16 protein-coding genes are annotated in these 15,084 nt (G+C 33.6%); 1 reads left to right on the forward strand and 15 read right to left on the reverse strand.

What is annotated here, in order from left to right; translation table 11 throughout:
* Window positions 1-301: 301 nt before the first annotated feature.
* On the reverse strand, window positions 302-1,315 hold the full coding sequence (gap, locus tag HYG84_RS00380) for a type I glyceraldehyde-3-phosphate dehydrogenase (protein WP_212379676.1): 1,014 nt from the start codon (window positions 1,313-1,315) through the stop codon (window positions 302-304).
* Between the two features lie 235 nt (window positions 1,316-1,550).
* Here gap and HYG84_RS00385 point away from each other — a divergent pair, with 235 nt between their 5' ends.
* Window positions 1,551-1,781 (forward strand): SelT/SelW/SelH family (seleno)protein, encoded by a 231-nt coding sequence (locus HYG84_RS00385; protein WP_212379678.1) that lies wholly within the window; start codon window positions 1,551-1,553, stop codon window positions 1,779-1,781.
* A 63-nt stretch (window positions 1,782-1,844) separates the two neighbouring features.
* On the opposite strand, the gene HYG84_RS00390 is transcribed toward HYG84_RS00385, so the two are convergent.
* From HYG84_RS00390 to HYG84_RS00455, 14 genes are all read right to left on the reverse strand, one after another.
* On the reverse strand, window positions 1,845-2,261 hold the full coding sequence (locus tag HYG84_RS00390; protein ID WP_212379680.1) for a hypothetical protein: 417 nt from the start codon (window positions 2,259-2,261) through the stop codon (window positions 1,845-1,847).
* 79 nt (window positions 2,262-2,340) lie between these two features.
* Window positions 2,341-3,288, reverse strand: coding sequence for a TIGR01212 family radical SAM protein (locus HYG84_RS00395; RefSeq protein ID WP_212379682.1), 948 nt, complete (start codon window positions 3,286-3,288; stop codon window positions 2,341-2,343).
* Window positions 3,289-3,485: 197 nt separating this feature from the next.
* A complete protein-coding gene (locus tag HYG84_RS00400; protein WP_212379684.1) occupies window positions 3,486-3,875 on the reverse strand; it encodes a universal stress protein in 390 nt (129 codons plus the stop codon).
* A gap of 258 nt (window positions 3,876-4,133) precedes the next feature.
* Complete coding sequence (locus tag HYG84_RS00405; RefSeq protein ID WP_249168680.1) at window positions 4,134-5,369, reverse strand: MFS transporter; 1,236 nt, start codon at window positions 5,367-5,369, stop codon at window positions 4,134-4,136.
* A gap of 33 nt (window positions 5,370-5,402) precedes the next feature.
* Entirely contained in the window at window positions 5,403-6,134 is a 732-nt protein-coding gene (locus HYG84_RS00410) for an ABC transporter permease (RefSeq protein WP_212379688.1), read from the reverse strand.
* A complete protein-coding gene (locus HYG84_RS00415; RefSeq protein WP_212379690.1) occupies window positions 6,128-6,853 on the reverse strand; it encodes an ABC transporter ATP-binding protein in 726 nt (241 codons plus the stop codon). Before HYG84_RS00415 ends, HYG84_RS00410 begins: the two co-directional genes overlap by 7 nt.
* 85 nt (window positions 6,854-6,938) lie before the next feature.
* On the reverse strand, window positions 6,939-7,598 hold the full coding sequence (locus HYG84_RS00420; RefSeq protein WP_212379692.1) for a TetR/AcrR family transcriptional regulator: 660 nt from the start codon (window positions 7,596-7,598) through the stop codon (window positions 6,939-6,941).
* Between the two features lie 135 nt (window positions 7,599-7,733).
* Window positions 7,734-9,398 carry a glycosyl hydrolase family 18 protein gene (locus HYG84_RS00425; protein ID WP_212379694.1) on the reverse strand — a complete coding sequence of 555 codons (1,665 nt, stop codon included), beginning with the start codon at window positions 9,396-9,398 and terminating at the stop codon, window positions 7,734-7,736.
* Between the two features lie 135 nt (window positions 9,399-9,533).
* The gene (locus HYG84_RS00430; protein ID WP_212379696.1) at window positions 9,534-9,812 is read right to left on the reverse strand and encodes a LysM peptidoglycan-binding domain-containing protein; all 279 of its coding nucleotides are present in this window, start codon (window positions 9,810-9,812) and stop codon (window positions 9,534-9,536) included.
* Window positions 9,813-9,906: 94 nt separating this feature from the next.
* Window positions 9,907-10,257, reverse strand: coding sequence for a hypothetical protein (locus HYG84_RS00435; RefSeq protein ID WP_212379698.1), 351 nt, complete (start codon window positions 10,255-10,257; stop codon window positions 9,907-9,909).
* A gap of 20 nt (window positions 10,258-10,277) precedes the next feature.
* Window positions 10,278-11,219 (reverse strand): phosphoglycerate dehydrogenase, encoded by a 942-nt coding sequence (locus tag HYG84_RS00440; protein ID WP_212379700.1) that lies wholly within the window; start codon window positions 11,217-11,219, stop codon window positions 10,278-10,280.
* Between the two features lie 228 nt (window positions 11,220-11,447).
* Window positions 11,448-12,347 (reverse strand): hydroxymethylglutaryl-CoA lyase, encoded by a 900-nt coding sequence (locus tag HYG84_RS00445; protein ID WP_212379702.1) that lies wholly within the window; start codon window positions 12,345-12,347, stop codon window positions 11,448-11,450.
* A gap of 29 nt (window positions 12,348-12,376) precedes the next feature.
* Window positions 12,377-13,627, reverse strand: coding sequence for an SLC13 family permease (locus tag HYG84_RS00450; protein ID WP_249168733.1), 1,251 nt, complete (start codon window positions 13,625-13,627; stop codon window positions 12,377-12,379).
* Between the two features lie 70 nt (window positions 13,628-13,697).
* A complete protein-coding gene (locus tag HYG84_RS00455) occupies window positions 13,698-14,894 on the reverse strand; it encodes a CaiB/BaiF CoA transferase family protein (protein WP_212379706.1) in 1,197 nt (398 codons plus the stop codon).
* Between the last annotated feature and the right edge of the window lie 190 nt (window positions 14,895-15,084).

Here is a 15,084-nt window from a genome sequence, read left to right on the forward strand (position 1 = left end):
TATCCTTGATTTATTTCCTTGATTTATTTCCTTTTATATTATATCATTATTTCTAATTTTAGCCTATTTATCTATATTAAAGTTACATTATTTTAAGAAAAAAATAAAATTTAAATATAGCTATCCACTTTCTAGCATAGCTATATAGGCACTACCTAGGCCATTACTACTATCCTATCTATTTAAAAACACCCAAAGATTTCAAAGTGTATAGTTTCCTATATATTAATAAAGTAGACCTTTCATTTGAAAGGTCTACTTTATTAATATATTAGATTATAATTTTAAGTGTTTTAAAATTCTATAGTCCTTTTTTAGCTATATAGTTAGCTAAATCAACAATTCTATTAGAATAACCCCACTCATTATCATACCATGAAATAACTTTTAACATTTTGTCTCCTACCATCATGGTTGATAGAGCATCAACAATTGATGATCTAGGATCTTTTTTAAAGTCAATAGATACTAGAGGTTCTTCAGTATAGCCTAAAACTCCTTCCATGGAACCTTCAGCTGCTTCTTTAAGCTTTTGATTTACTTCTTCTGCAGTTGTATCTTTGTTTAATTCAACTACTAAGTCAACTACAGATACAACAGGAATAGGTACTCTCATAGCCATACCATTTAGTTTACCTTCTAAAGAAGGAATAACCTTAGCTACAGCCTTAGCTGCGCCAGTTGTAGTTGGTATAATAGATTCAGCGGCTGCTCTCGCTCTTCTTAGGTCTTTATGAGGTAAATCTAATATTCTTTGATCATTAGTATAGGCATGAACAGTTGTCATTAAACCACTCTTAATGCCAAAGTTATCTTCTAATACTTTAGCTACTGGAGCTAAACAGTTTGTTGTACAAGATGCGTTGGATAAAATATGGTGTTTTTCTGGGTCATACTGTCCTTCATTTACCCCCATAACAATGGTTAAATCTTCTCCGGACTTTGCTGGTGCAGATATAATTACTTTCTTTGCTCCGCCTTGTAAATGTTTGGAAGCATCTTCCTTTGTTAAAAATATTCCTGTAGATTCGATAACTATGTCTACTCCCATTTCCCTCCATGGAATTTCGGCAGGATCACGGAAAGCTGTGAACTGTATCTTCTTTTCTCCGACATAAAGTGCATCTTCTGTAGCTCTAACCTCTTCATTCATTTTTCCATATAATGAGTCATATTTAAATATATGTGCATGTTTTTCCGGACCACTGGTGCTGTTAATAGCAACAACTTCAACATCCCAATTATACTCTAAGGATGCCTTCAATACTGCTTTACCAATTCTCCCAAAACCATTAATTCCTATTTTTGTCTTCATATGTATCCTCCTTATTGTGTTAAATTTCAAACCAATTATACATCATTAATACTAATTATAACATACTTTTTAAGAAAATAATCAATATATGATTAATAAATAGTACTTTTAAAAGTATAATTTCAAAATAATGAAAAACTGTTTCTTTATTATTTAATAGGGTAAAATAGTAATAGAAATTTTCTATAGTGCATATATTATCTATAAAAAAAGACTATACTTTGGAGGTTATATTATGGAAAATAAAAAAATTAGTATTGAATACTGTACTGGCTGAGGCTATGTACCGAAAGCCATGGAATTGGCTGAACATCTTTTAAGAACATATAAAAATGAAATAGAATCACTTACTATTATTCCTTCGTCTGGTGGGGTTTTTGAAGTTATATCTGATGATAAATTAATTTTCTCTAAAAAGGAAATGAAACGCTTTCCTGAAATTGATGACATCGATAAGAACCTCTAATATTGATAACATATTTACTTTTTTAGGGCAACAAAAAAAGCAGCTTGGCTACTTTTTTGTATTTTATCCAATTATTAAATACTTATTCAAAAATTGTGGAAGGTTCTCTTTCTCAGAGCTTATAGTTATTACAAAATTAATATTATATTTCAACTCAATATTATCAAGTTTGCAGAAAAATTCCTCCATCTTATCTAGTTCTCTATTAGTTATGTTATATAATCCATCGATATAAATTGTTTCTATATCATAATTGGATGCGATAATACCACATATAAAACCATAAAAACTTTCTTCATCCTGAATTTCATATTCTCCTATATTAATAAATCTAATTTTATAGTCTACTTGCAACATACGTGTATTACGATGATCAATATAGATTAAATGCCCCCTTGCTTTTTTCACATCTTCGTTAGCTATTTGACTTAATATCCTAGTTTTTCCTCCACCTGCAGGGCCAACTATAAGCTTTATCATAAGACAAAACCTCCTAGAAATATTTTTATATATTTTAAATATTCTATAAATTCTTTCTTTTCCCTGCATAATAAAAATATTATTTTAGTGCTTTTCCACCTAAATAATTTGCTTTCTTCCCTTGATATCTTTCTTCTGTAATCATTTCATCATGAATTTCATCGCGAATTTTCCACCAGCTCCTATTCCAATTAACAAATAAACTATTCTCCTCTGGTGCTCTGCCTATTAACCGTTGAACAACGATTTTAGGAGATAAATGTTCTAAAAATGTAATAACCCTCTCTTTATATTCTTCAACTGAAATAAGTTCTATTTCTCCTCTTTTGTATTCTGTTCCCATTATTGTATTTTCCATTATGTATAAAGCATGTAGCTTTACTTGTTCAACATTAAGTGCAGAAATAACTTTTGCATTCTCAATTACATCATCCATGTTATCCCAGGGTAAGTTAAGTATTAGGTGCGTACATATACCGAACCCATATTTTTTTATAGTTAATACGGCATCAATAAATTCACCTAGAGTATGGCCTCTATTTATTTTATTTAGTGTGTGATAATTAACAGTTTGAAGTCCTAGTTCAAATGATATTTCAATTCCTGTCCTTTCCCCTAATTCCTTTAAAAACTTTAAATACTCTTCCTCTATACAATCTGGCCTAGTTGAAATAGCGATTTCGACAATTCCTTCCATCACCGCTTCTTCCATATATACTTTGAAGACATCTATAGGCATATATGTATTTGAAAAGTTTTGAAAGTAGGCAATGTACTTGCTTGCTTTATACTTTTTCTTTATATGCTCCCTAGTTTTTGTCAATTGATCTTGAACTGAAAAGCAATTTGATAAGCTTTCGAATCCAGTACCTACATCAGCACAAAATGTACAACCGCCTTTACTCAGTTTACCATCACGGTTTGGGCAGGTTAATGGTAAATTAACTGGAAGCTTGTACACCTTTCCACCATACTTCTCTATTAAGTATTGTGAGTAGGTTCTATATAAAAGTTGATTTTTTTCCATTTATACTCTTCTCCCTTACTACTGTTTTAAGGTAATACAGCATAAGTAACAATATATTACCCACTAATTTTATTTTAACATTATACACTTCATTGTTAGCAAAATTCTATTTATTATTATCTGTTTTCTTATACATTTATAAATAATAATAGAGATTTCTATTTTTATAGAAACCTCTATTATTTAATACTATAATTTTAATAAGTCGAAACTACTTTTATTTCAATATTTTGCCCTAGCTTTTTAGTTAACTTAGAAATAATATTATTGTCCTCTGAAACCTCTGGAGATTCACCCAATACAATAATGGTAATGCCGTTTTTTTCACAGAAGTCAACAATGGTCTTAACAACCTCTGATGACCTCAATACTGTCATATCTGCTCCTACTGCCTTTGAAATTTCAAATAAGTAATCCAAGGCTTCTCCTTCCTGAGAGTTACCTAAAAAGTTCCACCCTGTAGGTGCAACATGGACAACAAAAAGATCTCCATCTCTTTGTTCCTTAATTTTAACCCCAGACTGAATTAACTTTTCACAGGTTTTTTGTTTTGTTACACATACCATTATATTGTTTTCATTGTTCATATCCCGGGCCCCCTTCTTATCAGTTATACCATTATTAAAAAATTCTCTGTGCGCCCTTAAATCTTACCTTCTATATTATACTATACTTTTAAGTATATTTCTTCTCAAATAAAAAAAAGACCCATATAAAGGTGCATAGTAATAGGGACAATTTAAAACCTAAACTATAAGCAGATATGGAAAAGAGAAAGAGCAGATGCCATTATGGCATCTGCTTCTTTGGGTTAAAGTCAAGTCTCGTCAGTTGAGAAAAAAAATTTATTCGCTCAGTGTTCCCAAAGTGCTTTTGGAATATATCGCAATCATACAAGAAATCAAAGCGGCACCTAAAACTACAATCCATGGTATTGAGTTAAACTGTTGAAACAGAATGCCATATAGTGCCTGACCAATAGGTTGGGCACACATGGAAAGTGCCAGCAGACAGGAAATCACCTTGCCAACAAGCTGTGGCGGCGTCTGTGCCTGCACAAATGAAAGTATTTGTACGCTGAACATAGTGGATGCTGTCATTAGAAAAAAGCTCATAGCAGAGATAATCAGATAGCTGATAAAGGGCGGACTTTGGAATAACAATGTCAGTCCCATAGGCAGCACGCCACAAGCACACATAAGCAAGAGTAAATGTGATTTTTTCACATCCAGCTTATTTCCCAAAAGTCCTGCTAAAATCCCCCCTGCAAGTCCGCCTGCTGCAAGTGCACCTTGGGAGTATCCAAACAAACGGTCACTCATTCCCAATGTTTTCGTTATCAATACCGGCAGACCAATGATCAGCATGGCACTTAAAAAAAGGTTGAATAAGACTAGCAAACCCATTACACGAAAAAGCACTGGTTTTTCTGTCCTAATAAACCGCAGGCTATCGGTTAAATCCTCACGTACAATAGCGAGTACACCCGTCTCGATGGGTTTTTTTTGGTGTGGAATGCGAATAAAAATTTCCATTACAGCAGACAATATAAAGCAAATACCGCTTATAAGCAAAATAGGCGAAAGTCCCCATGCACTAAACAGAATACCACCAATAATAGGACCTAACAGATTTGCCAGTGCATTCACCTGATTGATCACGGCATTGGCTGACATCAATCGTTCCATAGGAACAAGCAGCGGAATGCTCGCTTGTACTGCCGGCTGATATGCTCCCTGTATGCCGTAAAGCATCATAAGTATTACGATAAAAAGTGGTACAAGCGGAAACACTTCAAGTGCGGAACTAAACGCAAAAATTAAGACGGCTGTGAAAAAGTCCAGAACAACCATAATGTTTCGCTTGTTGACACGATCTGCCAGCACACCACCCAAAAGGGATAGGACGATCATTGGCAGAAAGGAACAGGCCGTCACCATGCCGAACAAAGCGGCAGATCCTGTTTGCCTTAATAAATAAATAGGCAGGGCAAATCGCAAAATAGAATTGCCAAACAGGGATATGATTTGGCCAATGACTACTAAGGTGAAATCTTTTTTAAATAAAGCTGTTTTCTTCATAATTATCATTCCTCCAAAAAACTTTCAATAAAATTATAGCACCTCCATGCGGTTTACCATTCTTGTCAGACCTAAAAAAATCACAAAGCCGATGGTCAATAGGAGTAGCATGGTTGCAAGCATAACGGTAATAGAGCTATCCAAAAAAAATGAGAACAGCTGTGAACAAGGGCTTACCAATATAACTGCAGACACAATAGTGATCGGAACGGATTTTTTCCAAAAACCAATTCGTAATGCAATCAAACCAATGGCTCCAGATAATAATGAGAGAATCAGCGTTGTAGTAAGCAAATGGGTAAAGGTCGTAATCGTAAACGGCTCTGAAATAATTTGGAACAGATTGGAGCAAATACCAAACAACGTGATTGCTGCCAAATTACACAGAAACATCATGCCGGTTGTAAACCAAAATACAAGACTGCATTTCGCCCACAATATGCGACTACGCTTTATGGGGTAAGAAAAAAGCAAAATAGCTCGCTTGCCTGTGTATTCGGTTACAATAAATCGGGCGTGCATTACTGTAGAGAGCACCGCAAAGGAAGCCATTGAAATAGTGGACATCATTGCGATTAAATTATTCCAGCCTGAGAACATGGCAACCTCCCTTGCTGGGAGAATATCCCCTTGCGATTCTACAATGGCAGGCATAAAGGCAAAGAGAAAGCAAAATGCCAAAGTCACGAGAAAAATACATCCGCTGGCTACTTGGTATCCTTTCAATTTATTTCTTCGCAGTTCTAATCCAATTAATTTCAACATAAAATCCCTCCATTCATAACTCCAATAAGATAGTTTTCTAAATCATTGGGATGCTGCTGTTTCAAAACAGACATGCGTTCTTCTAAAATCAGTTGTCCATGTGCTAAAATTCCTACACGGTCTGCGGTTTGCTCTATCTCGCTTAGAATATGACTGGATATGAGTAGCGTCATACCCCTAGCCTTTAACTGCCCAAACAGTTCACGCATTTCACGAATAGCAATTGGATCAAGTCCATTTATAGGTTCATCCAAAAGCAATACCTGTGGACGATGAATCAAGGCACGGGCAATCCCTAGACTCTGACGCATACCAAGTGAAAACTGTGCCACTGGTTTAGTGCCGGTGCCGTTTAGTCCAACCTGTTTTAGTGCGTCTTGAATATCACCCGAAGTGCCCATATATTCTAAATGGATAGACAGATTTTCAGATGCTGAAAGATGCTCGTAAAAGTAAGGTGTTTCAATAAAAATACCGGTTTGCCTTAGCAGCTGTGCTTTTTGGCTACAGCTATCCATACCCATAACCTCTGCACTGCCTTCAGTGGGCTCTAAAAGCCCTGCGATCAGCTTGAGCAAAGTGGTTTTACCTGCCCCGTTTGCTCCAAGAATACCATAGATCTCACCCTGATTTACACAAATACTACATCTTTTCAATACTTCTTCACCAGAAAATACTTTTGTAAGGCAGTTTGTATGTACTGCCAGTAACTTGTTCATGTTATATCCTCCTTTTTACATACCTACAGTTGGTATGTATAATGTTAAAAATAATCTGCTCTCTGTGAGCAGTTATTTTTGCAGGTCACTTGTGATTTTTATCTTCATATAACTTGGCATATTTGTAAAAGCGTTCCAGCATTCCTTCATCAACTAGATCAATCCCTAATCCCAACAGGATTTTTTGAAAAAACCGGCACTTACTAAGCATCTCCTTTGGAGAAACTGCAAAAATCATAGGGTTTAACCATACATTGGCAAGCAGCATCAAAATCTCTGCAAGCTCTTTGGGATATTCTGTCTGGATGGATCCGTCTGCAATACCCTGTTCAAGAACTGGCTGAATGTAAAACGGCGCCGCCTCATCAATGGAGCTTTGCAATTGAAGCGCCAGAAATTGTGGATTTTTTAGCAGATTTGGTGCAACAGAAAACATTTTATCTTGTGTTGAACTCTCCAGAGAAGAATCGAACATCTTCTGTAATTTCTGTAAGCCATTCAGCTTTTCATCATCACGAATAGCAGCCATGCGTGTCTCTGTTTCCCTATGAATATCTTCAGTGACTGCTAAAAAAATCTCTTCCTTAGACTTGAAATGGTGATATATGGCGCCCTTTGTCAGTCCACCCAAATCATTGATAATATCTTGAATAGAGGTATATTCATAGCCTTTTTCCATAAACAGTTTGAGAGATACTTCCTTAATCCTGTTTACAGTTTCCTCTGGATATTTATTTCTTGCCACAGAGCTTCACCTCCAATACATACTTTTGGTATGTATTCATATTAACAGGTATTTCGCCGCTTGTCAATGTAAAAATAAATTTTTAATCACCTCATGCACAGCCGCCTAATCCTTGAGTCCTTTTGTTTTATTAATCTATTTATCTACTAACAGTTCTAAAATATCTCTTTGTATTTCTCCAATCCTCCAAACTGATATTCCTTTAATGCCATAGTATTTAGCCAACAAAATTTTACTTTCTATACTTTCTTTATTTTCATACTTAATGATTACATCTTTACTTTCAGCGTTATCAACTACACTATATTCAAAGAATGGTGTCATAGTGCTAGGGTTAAAATTTATCCTACCTTTAATATCACTACTATTTAACCTATTGTAAACACTAGACATAGCAGGTGTATATATCTGATCCGATGGATAAATAGTACCATTACCTTTCCTAAATATCCATTGTGTAGCTCCTGCTACTTGTAGACCTAAAATGATCTTTTCTGGATTAACGCCTTCAGTAATTAAACTTTCCAGTGCCTCCTTCACCTTATAAATAGGTGCATGATCCGTTGGTGTTGTTGTATTATTTCTATCATAATAATCATAAGCCATTAGTATTATTTCATCAGCTACTTCAGCAATTCCACTATAATCGTAACCATCATAATATCCCATAACATTATTTGGCTGCACTGCAACGGACAAACTATAATTGTTAGATTTAAGTTCTTTATTTAATTCAATTAAAAACTCTAAGTATAGTTGTCTATATCCTTGTTCTCTATTACGTATATTTTCAAAATCTATTAGAACACCTGTAAAGTTATGATATCTTAAGCCCTCTACTATTTCTGTAATAGTAGTATGCCAGAAAGTTTTATTTTCTAAAAAAGGATATATTAAAGAAGTTCTAGCTTCTGTTATCATTAAGGTTTTATTCACACCTGCTTTTTCCACTAGGTGTAATGGTTCTTCAAAACCTGAAGGTCTTTTATAATCACTTTTACTATCAGCCATACTAAATATTATATCTCCATTTTCTAATGCCTCTAGAGAACCCCAGCCAAAAGCTATGTCATCAAATATGTCTCCGATTTCAAGCTCTTTTATCTGCTCAAAAGATTTAACTGCATAGAACCCTAGTTTTTTCAAGTCCTTCTTATTGTGTAAAAATCTATGTATTATTATAGCTGCCTCCGCCCTTGTAGCCGTATCATTAGGTCTAAATATATAGCCTTCATTTACCTTTGACCCCGTAATAATTCCTTTACTCCATGCTATATTAATAAAAGAAGCTGCCCAGGCAGGAATTTCCGACTTATCTTTAAACTCAAAGTCATCAAATTCTATTTGTTCACTATCTAAAATATCTAATGCTCTTACTACCATAATTGCCATCTCTTGCCTAGTAACTGGTCTAGACGGCTCAAAGTTTTCTATATAATCCTCAGGAATAATAATACCATTTCTTACAGCAGCTTCTATATACGGATATGACCATAAATTAGGATTAACATCTCTAAATCTTTGGACAATACCTTTATTTTCTATAGAGTATCCAGCTGCCACAACTAAGGCCTTTACAAATTCCTGTCTACTAATTTGCTTTTCAGGTCTGAAGCTATTATCCTCAGGATATCCTGTTATAATACCTAGATGTTGCAAAGTATATAATACTTCTTTAAAATCATTAATCCAATGATTTTCTATATCTTTAAGCATAACTATAGAAGTATTTCCATAAGCAAGTAAATTAGAAGTAACTAAAATGGAAAATATTATTATGTAAGATATAATCCGTTTCATATGATCCTCCTTATTAAGTACGTTTTTTCTAAATTATACCATATATTTTCAACGAAAACCAAGACAAAAAGACCCTATAATTTCACACTAAACTATAAGGTCTACTTTGTATAGTATTACTTAATTTGTATTCTCCTAGGAGCATGCTGGAGAATCTTGATAAATATGTGGTTGTGCTGTATCTGTACATGGAATGCATATTCGTTGCCCAATCATTATACGACTTGGATCGCTAATTTGTGGGTTTGAATCTACTAGTATTTGAAGTCCTGTATTATATCGCACTGCAATCCTGTACATAGTATCTCCTGGACGAACTATGTATATTCTTCCATTGGTACCACTAGGGGGCTCCGGCATAGGCTCGCCCATCATATTAGATAAGGTATACGAATTCCTATAATTATATGACATAGTGCACCTCCTTTTTTATTCACATTACTATTATATGCAACACTTCTATTTTAGTTATAAAAAATTTTCCTGAAATATTTCAGGAAAATAAATATTATTTCTCTATTAGCTTAAAGGAAACACTATATTCCTCTTGTTTAACAATTATTGCATATTGTTCATAATCAAGTTCAAAATTAAGTAGATGAGATAGTAAATCTATATTTTTTAGAAAATGAATGCTACATCTATTATTATCCTTACTAGTATTAAACCTTATAACTATACTTTTAACTTCGGATAATTGTATTCTAGACATATTTTCCTCTTTAATAAAAGGTAAAAATAAGTTTACCGTTCTATATTCTATTGGAATAAAAAGATCTACATCGCCATTTTCATCCTCTTGTCTGATTTCTCTAACTTCAAAGTCGCTTTTCAAAACAAAATTACTTTTTTTATACATTTTATTTTTCTATCCTTTGACTAATATCCTCTTTTTAAATTAACTACATTAATAAGTTCTTCTTCTTTTATATACCTTTCCATATTTTCAAATATAGTTTTAAACCTTCTTTCATCTCTCATTTCAGACATCCAAGAGTTATGTGGAGTAACAATTACATTTTCCATATTCCACAGAGGATTTTCTGCTGGCAAAGGTTCTTCCTCAAATACATCCAAAGCAGCTCCTAGTAGATTACCTCCCTTTAGGTGGTCTATCAGATCCTTTTCATTTATAATACTTCCTCTAGAAACATTAATAAGCACAGCATCTTCCTTCATCTTATTCAATTTATCTCGATTGATTAAATGATGAGTATCCTCGGTATAAGGTATAGTTAAAATAACTACATCGCTAATAGCCAAAACTTTATCTAATTCATCTATAGAGTAACACTTATTAAAGTAATTGGTTTCTGTTCCCTTTGTATTTATTCCAATTACATTCGCTTCGAAACCCTGAAATCTTTTGGCAGATTCTACAGCAATACTTCCCGTACCAATAAAAGCTATATTTTTTCCACAAAGCTCTAAAAGCTTAGTATTCATCTTCCACTTTTTGGCTCTTTGCTGATTATAAAGATCTACACTCTTTTTATATATTTCCAAGGTTTTAAGCACAACCCATTCTCCCATTGGAATGCTATATCCACCCCTATTATTAGTTAAAATAATATTGTTTTTTAATATAGTCTCAGCCGGAACCTGATCAACCCCTATGCTAGAGAGCTGAATCCATTTAAGATTTTTCATTTTAGTAATATCTAGCGTAGAAAAAGGATTATAGCACACAAAAACTTCTATATCCTCTATATCATCACTATACTCAATATTTTTTTCATCCTTTAATATAACTTCATAGCCTAAATTTCTAATAAGATCCATTTTTTCGTTCCCATAATTATATGTAAACAAAGCTTTCATATAGCCACCCCTATTCTAAATTATATATTCTTTAAATTATATAACCATTATACTCAAAACTAAACTGTATTCTATAATAATTAATATAAAAAAAGCAGCATAGACGCTTTCTCTAAAGTTTTATGCAGAATATATTAATTTCATAAAAAAACCTACTATTTAAGCAGGTTTTTCTATATTTTCTAATGGTACTAACCTCATAATTTATATGGAGTATTAGTACTATATTTATTTTTTACATAGGCTATTCATATGACTAACTATAGGAGAGTTTACTTTTTGTTTAATTAAATCTACTGCCTTGTTTAATTCTTCTATATTTAAATTAATATCTACTCCCATTCCCATAAGCATATTTGCTAAATCTTCTGTTGCACAGTTTCCTGATGCTCCTGGAGCGAAAGGACAACCTCCAAGTCCTCCAGCAGCAGATTCAAATACTTTAACTCCATGGTTCATGGCAACAAGTGTATGGGCTAGACTCAGGCCCCTAGTATCATGTAAATGCATACATATTTTGTCCATATCAATATACTTTTTCATTTCACCTAGTACTCTATCCACTAAAGCTGGATTTCCTAAACCAACGGTATCTGCTATTAATATACTATCTGCCCCTAGTTTTAATCCTTTTTCAGCCATACTTATTATTTTTTCTGTTTTTATTTCTTCTCCAAAAGGACACCCTAAGGCCGTTGCAATACCCAGCCTTACCTTCATTCCTTTTTTATCTCCTACAATTTCTTCAAATTCCGCCATAGATTGTTCTACAGTTCTATTTACATTTGCCATATTATGTTTTTCACTTACAGATACAACATATGAAATCCAATCAATACCAGTGGCCTCAGCATTTGTGGCTCCTCTTTTATTCGGAATCAATCCCATTAGTTCTACATCTTTATCTCTAGTATAATTTTTTATTTCTGCAACTACATCAGCAGCGTCAACCATTTGAGGTATCCATTTAGGATTTACAAAAGATGTAATTTCTATTTTTTTATATCCAACATCAACTAGCTTTTTAATAATTTCAATTTTATCTTCGGTTTTAATAAAGTCCTTCACATTTTGAAACCCATCCCTTGGGCAAACTTCAATTATTTCGACATTTTTAGGGATATTCATAATTTTCACCTCTTATATTTTTTGTAATACTACTTAATGATTCTATATCCTCCCAACAGTCCAATAAAAGCAACAAGAGCTAGTGAAAATACTGACCAAATAAATAATTCAACAAATATTTTATTTTGCTCTTCTTTACTGCACTCGGTATTAGCAACAATTGCTGCCAATATCAATGCACCGCCACTGGAAGCTGGACTTAACCCTGCAACTGAAGCCGCAATACCTATAGTTGAGATTAACTCCGTTGCGGTAACAGAACCACCAACTGTTTCAATAATTGTACCTACTGTAGGGATCAATGTTGGATAAACTACACCTAGAGCAGAACTAAACCAAGACATCATTCCCCCTGTGATTCCCATAATAGGCCCTGCTGTACGTGGTCCCATAATTGATGATAGTGCAGTTGCCAATATATTAATACCGCCTAATTTCACAACAATTTCCATAAATAATCCAACACCGGTAATAAGTAATATAACACTCCAAGGTATATTTTTAATAGACTGAGCTTCATCAGCAACATTTAGAACCATAAGAATTGATCCTATCAAGAAAGAAGCAAGTCCAACATTTATTTTTAATATTAGCACTATAAACAGCATTGCTAAAACACCTATAATTGTAATGATTTGATTCTTGTTGAACTTAGGTAATTCGCTTGCTTTTAAAATATTTTGATTTTTAGGTTTATATCCTTTATAGTAAACGTAAACAATCACTGAAAGTATAATAGAAGTAAATGTAGCATTTAATAATAATGGCTTAATCACACCAGTAACTCCCTGCTTTGATGCTAAGTCGGCAATAAGAATACCTTCAGGTGTAATGGCCGTCATTCTACCACCGAAGAGGCCAATTACTCCAATTAATCCTAACATAATAGGTTCGACGCCTATTACAAGTGCTAAAGGCACTGAAAACGCAGGCATGATAGCAAGTGCTGGTACAGCACCAGGACCCACCGCTGGAATAATAAATCCAACAATAAATACTACTATTGGTATTAACCATGTTCTTTTTCCAACTACGGATACAATTTTCTTAGCTGATAATTCTAAGGTACCATTAACATTAACTATACTAAATAAATATGTTACACCAGCTAACATAATAAAAAGCGAAGAACTAAAACCTGATATAATTTCTTTGTCTGTAATTCCAGCTAGTCTACCAACTATTAGTGATGCTGCTATAGCCAGTATACCTACATTTGTTTTTCTTAAAAATCCAATAACAATTACTACAAATAGTAAAATCAATGATATTAAGCCCATGTTTTCCACAATTCTTAAACCCCCACTTTAGTTTATTGGTTATATTCGATATCAAAGGTTGAAAAGCCTATTATATTATTCCATTATTTTTTAATTCATCTAATTGCTCTTTGTTTAAGTTCAATATATTTTTATAAACTTCTTCATTATCCTGACCTAATGTAGGTGCTGCCCATTTAATAGTAGGTTTTGTATCAGAAAGTTTCACATGGCATCCATTAACTTTCATATCTCCTATAATTGGGTGATGAACATCAACAAACATTTCCCTTACATTTGCTATATGGTCATCCTCAGTTAATCTCTTCATATCATAGATTGGTGCTGCAGGTACTCCAGCTCCTAATATTGTATCGACTGCTTCATCTATAGTAAAGTTTATTGACCACTGTTCTATTATTTCCTTTAATTCTACATGATTTTGGTTTCTATCCGCCATAGTAGCAAATCTTTCATCTGTGATTAATTCTGGTTTCTTCATCACCTGACATAAAATCTCATACAGCTTTTGGTTTCCACACCCGATAACAAAGAAACCATCTTTAGCTTGGAATGAGTCATAAGGATAGGCAGCTGCATATCTATTTCCAAGTTTTTCTGGTATTTCACCTGAAGCAAAATATCTTTGTGTTCCTGTTTCTAAGCTTGCTACAACTGAATCAACTAATGAAACATCTACCCTTTGTCCTTTTCCTGTAACATGTCTTCCATTAAGAGCTGCTAACACACCAATTGTAAGTGATAGACCACCTAAAACATCTCCCATTGCATTTCCAACTCTTGTAGGATTCCCTCCTGGCCAACCAGAAATAGCCATAAGACCACCCATTGCTTGTGCGATAATATCATATCCTGGTCGGTCTGAATAAGGTCCATAGCTTCCAAATCCTGATACTGCAGCGTAAATAATCTTATCATTCACTTCTGAAAGAACATCATAACCTAAGCCTAACTTATCCATAACTCCTGGCCTATAGTTTTCTACTACTACATCAGCGTTTTTAACCATTTCTAAGAATAATTCTTTACCTTCAGGTTTTTTTAAATTTAATGTGATACCTTTTTTATTTCTGTTTACATTGGCGTAATATAAACTTTCACCATTTTTATATGGTCCAAAGTTTCTCGTGTCATCGCCTTTACCTGGTATTTCTATTTTTATCACCTCGGCTCCCATATCCGCCAACATCATTGTGCAAAATGGTCCTGCCAATACTCGAGTTAAATCTAAAATTTTAATTCCTTCTAATGCTCCTCTGTTTTCCATAATTACCTCCTGAAATTTAGCTATCATTTAATTTTTAGCTTTATATTTTTTACTCATTATTTATTAAAGCAATTTTCATGCCAATATATATTGTATGAATTTTGTTGTTTTTTCAGAAATAATTCTATTTTGAGTATTCTTTTGTTTATTTTTGTATATTTTCGTTTCATTTTGTATTATTTATGGTATG

The sequence above is a fragment of the Alkaliphilus sp. B6464 genome (genome assembly GCF_018141165.1).
In the GTDB taxonomy this organism is placed as follows: Bacteria; Bacillota; Clostridia; order Peptostreptococcales; family Natronincolaceae; genus Alkaliphilus_B.

Bases quoted from the DNA above. Each gene is read 5' to 3' on its own strand.
- HYG84_RS00395 (WP_212379682.1), bottom strand. From the start codon at position 3,288: ATGGAAAAAAATCAACTTTTATATAGAACCTACTCACAATACTTAATA.
- gap (WP_212379676.1), bottom strand. From the start codon at position 1,315: ATGAAGACAAAAATAGGAATTAATGGTTTTGGGAGAATTGGTAAAGCA.
- HYG84_RS00390 (WP_212379680.1), bottom strand. From the start codon at position 2,261: ATGATAAAGCTTATAGTTGGCCCTGCAGGTGGAGGAAAAACTAGGATA.
- HYG84_RS00405 (WP_249168680.1), bottom strand. From the start codon at position 5,369: ATGAAGAAAACAGCTTTATTTAAAAAAGATTTCACCTTAGTAGTCATT.
- HYG84_RS00425 (WP_212379694.1), bottom strand. From the start codon at position 9,398: ATGAAACGGATTATATCTTACATAATAATATTTTCCATTTTAGTTACT.
- HYG84_RS00410 (WP_212379688.1), bottom strand. From the start codon at position 6,134: ATGTTGAAATTAATTGGATTAGAACTGCGAAGAAATAAATTGAAAGGA.
- HYG84_RS00415 (WP_212379690.1), bottom strand. From the start codon at position 6,853: ATGAACAAGTTACTGGCAGTACATACAAACTGCCTTACAAAAGTATTT.
- HYG84_RS00435 (WP_212379698.1), bottom strand. From the start codon at position 10,257: ATGTATAAAAAAAGTAATTTTGTTTTGAAAAGCGACTTTGAAGTTAGA.
- HYG84_RS00450 (WP_249168733.1), bottom strand. From the start codon at position 13,627: ATGGGCTTAATATCATTGATTTTACTATTTGTAGTAATTGTTATTGGA.
- HYG84_RS00440 (WP_212379700.1), bottom strand. From the start codon at position 11,219: ATGAAAGCTTTGTTTACATATAATTATGGGAACGAAAAAATGGATCTT.
- HYG84_RS00400 (WP_212379684.1), bottom strand. From the start codon at position 3,875: ATGAACAATGAAAACAATATAATGGTATGTGTAACAAAACAAAAAACC.
- HYG84_RS00445 (WP_212379702.1), bottom strand. From the start codon at position 12,347: ATGAATATCCCTAAAAATGTCGAAATAATTGAAGTTTGCCCAAGGGAT.
- HYG84_RS00430 (WP_212379696.1), bottom strand. From the start codon at position 9,812: ATGTCATATAATTATAGGAATTCGTATACCTTATCTAATATGATGGGC.
- HYG84_RS00455 (WP_212379706.1), bottom strand. From the start codon at position 14,894: ATGGAAAACAGAGGAGCATTAGAAGGAATTAAAATTTTAGATTTAACT.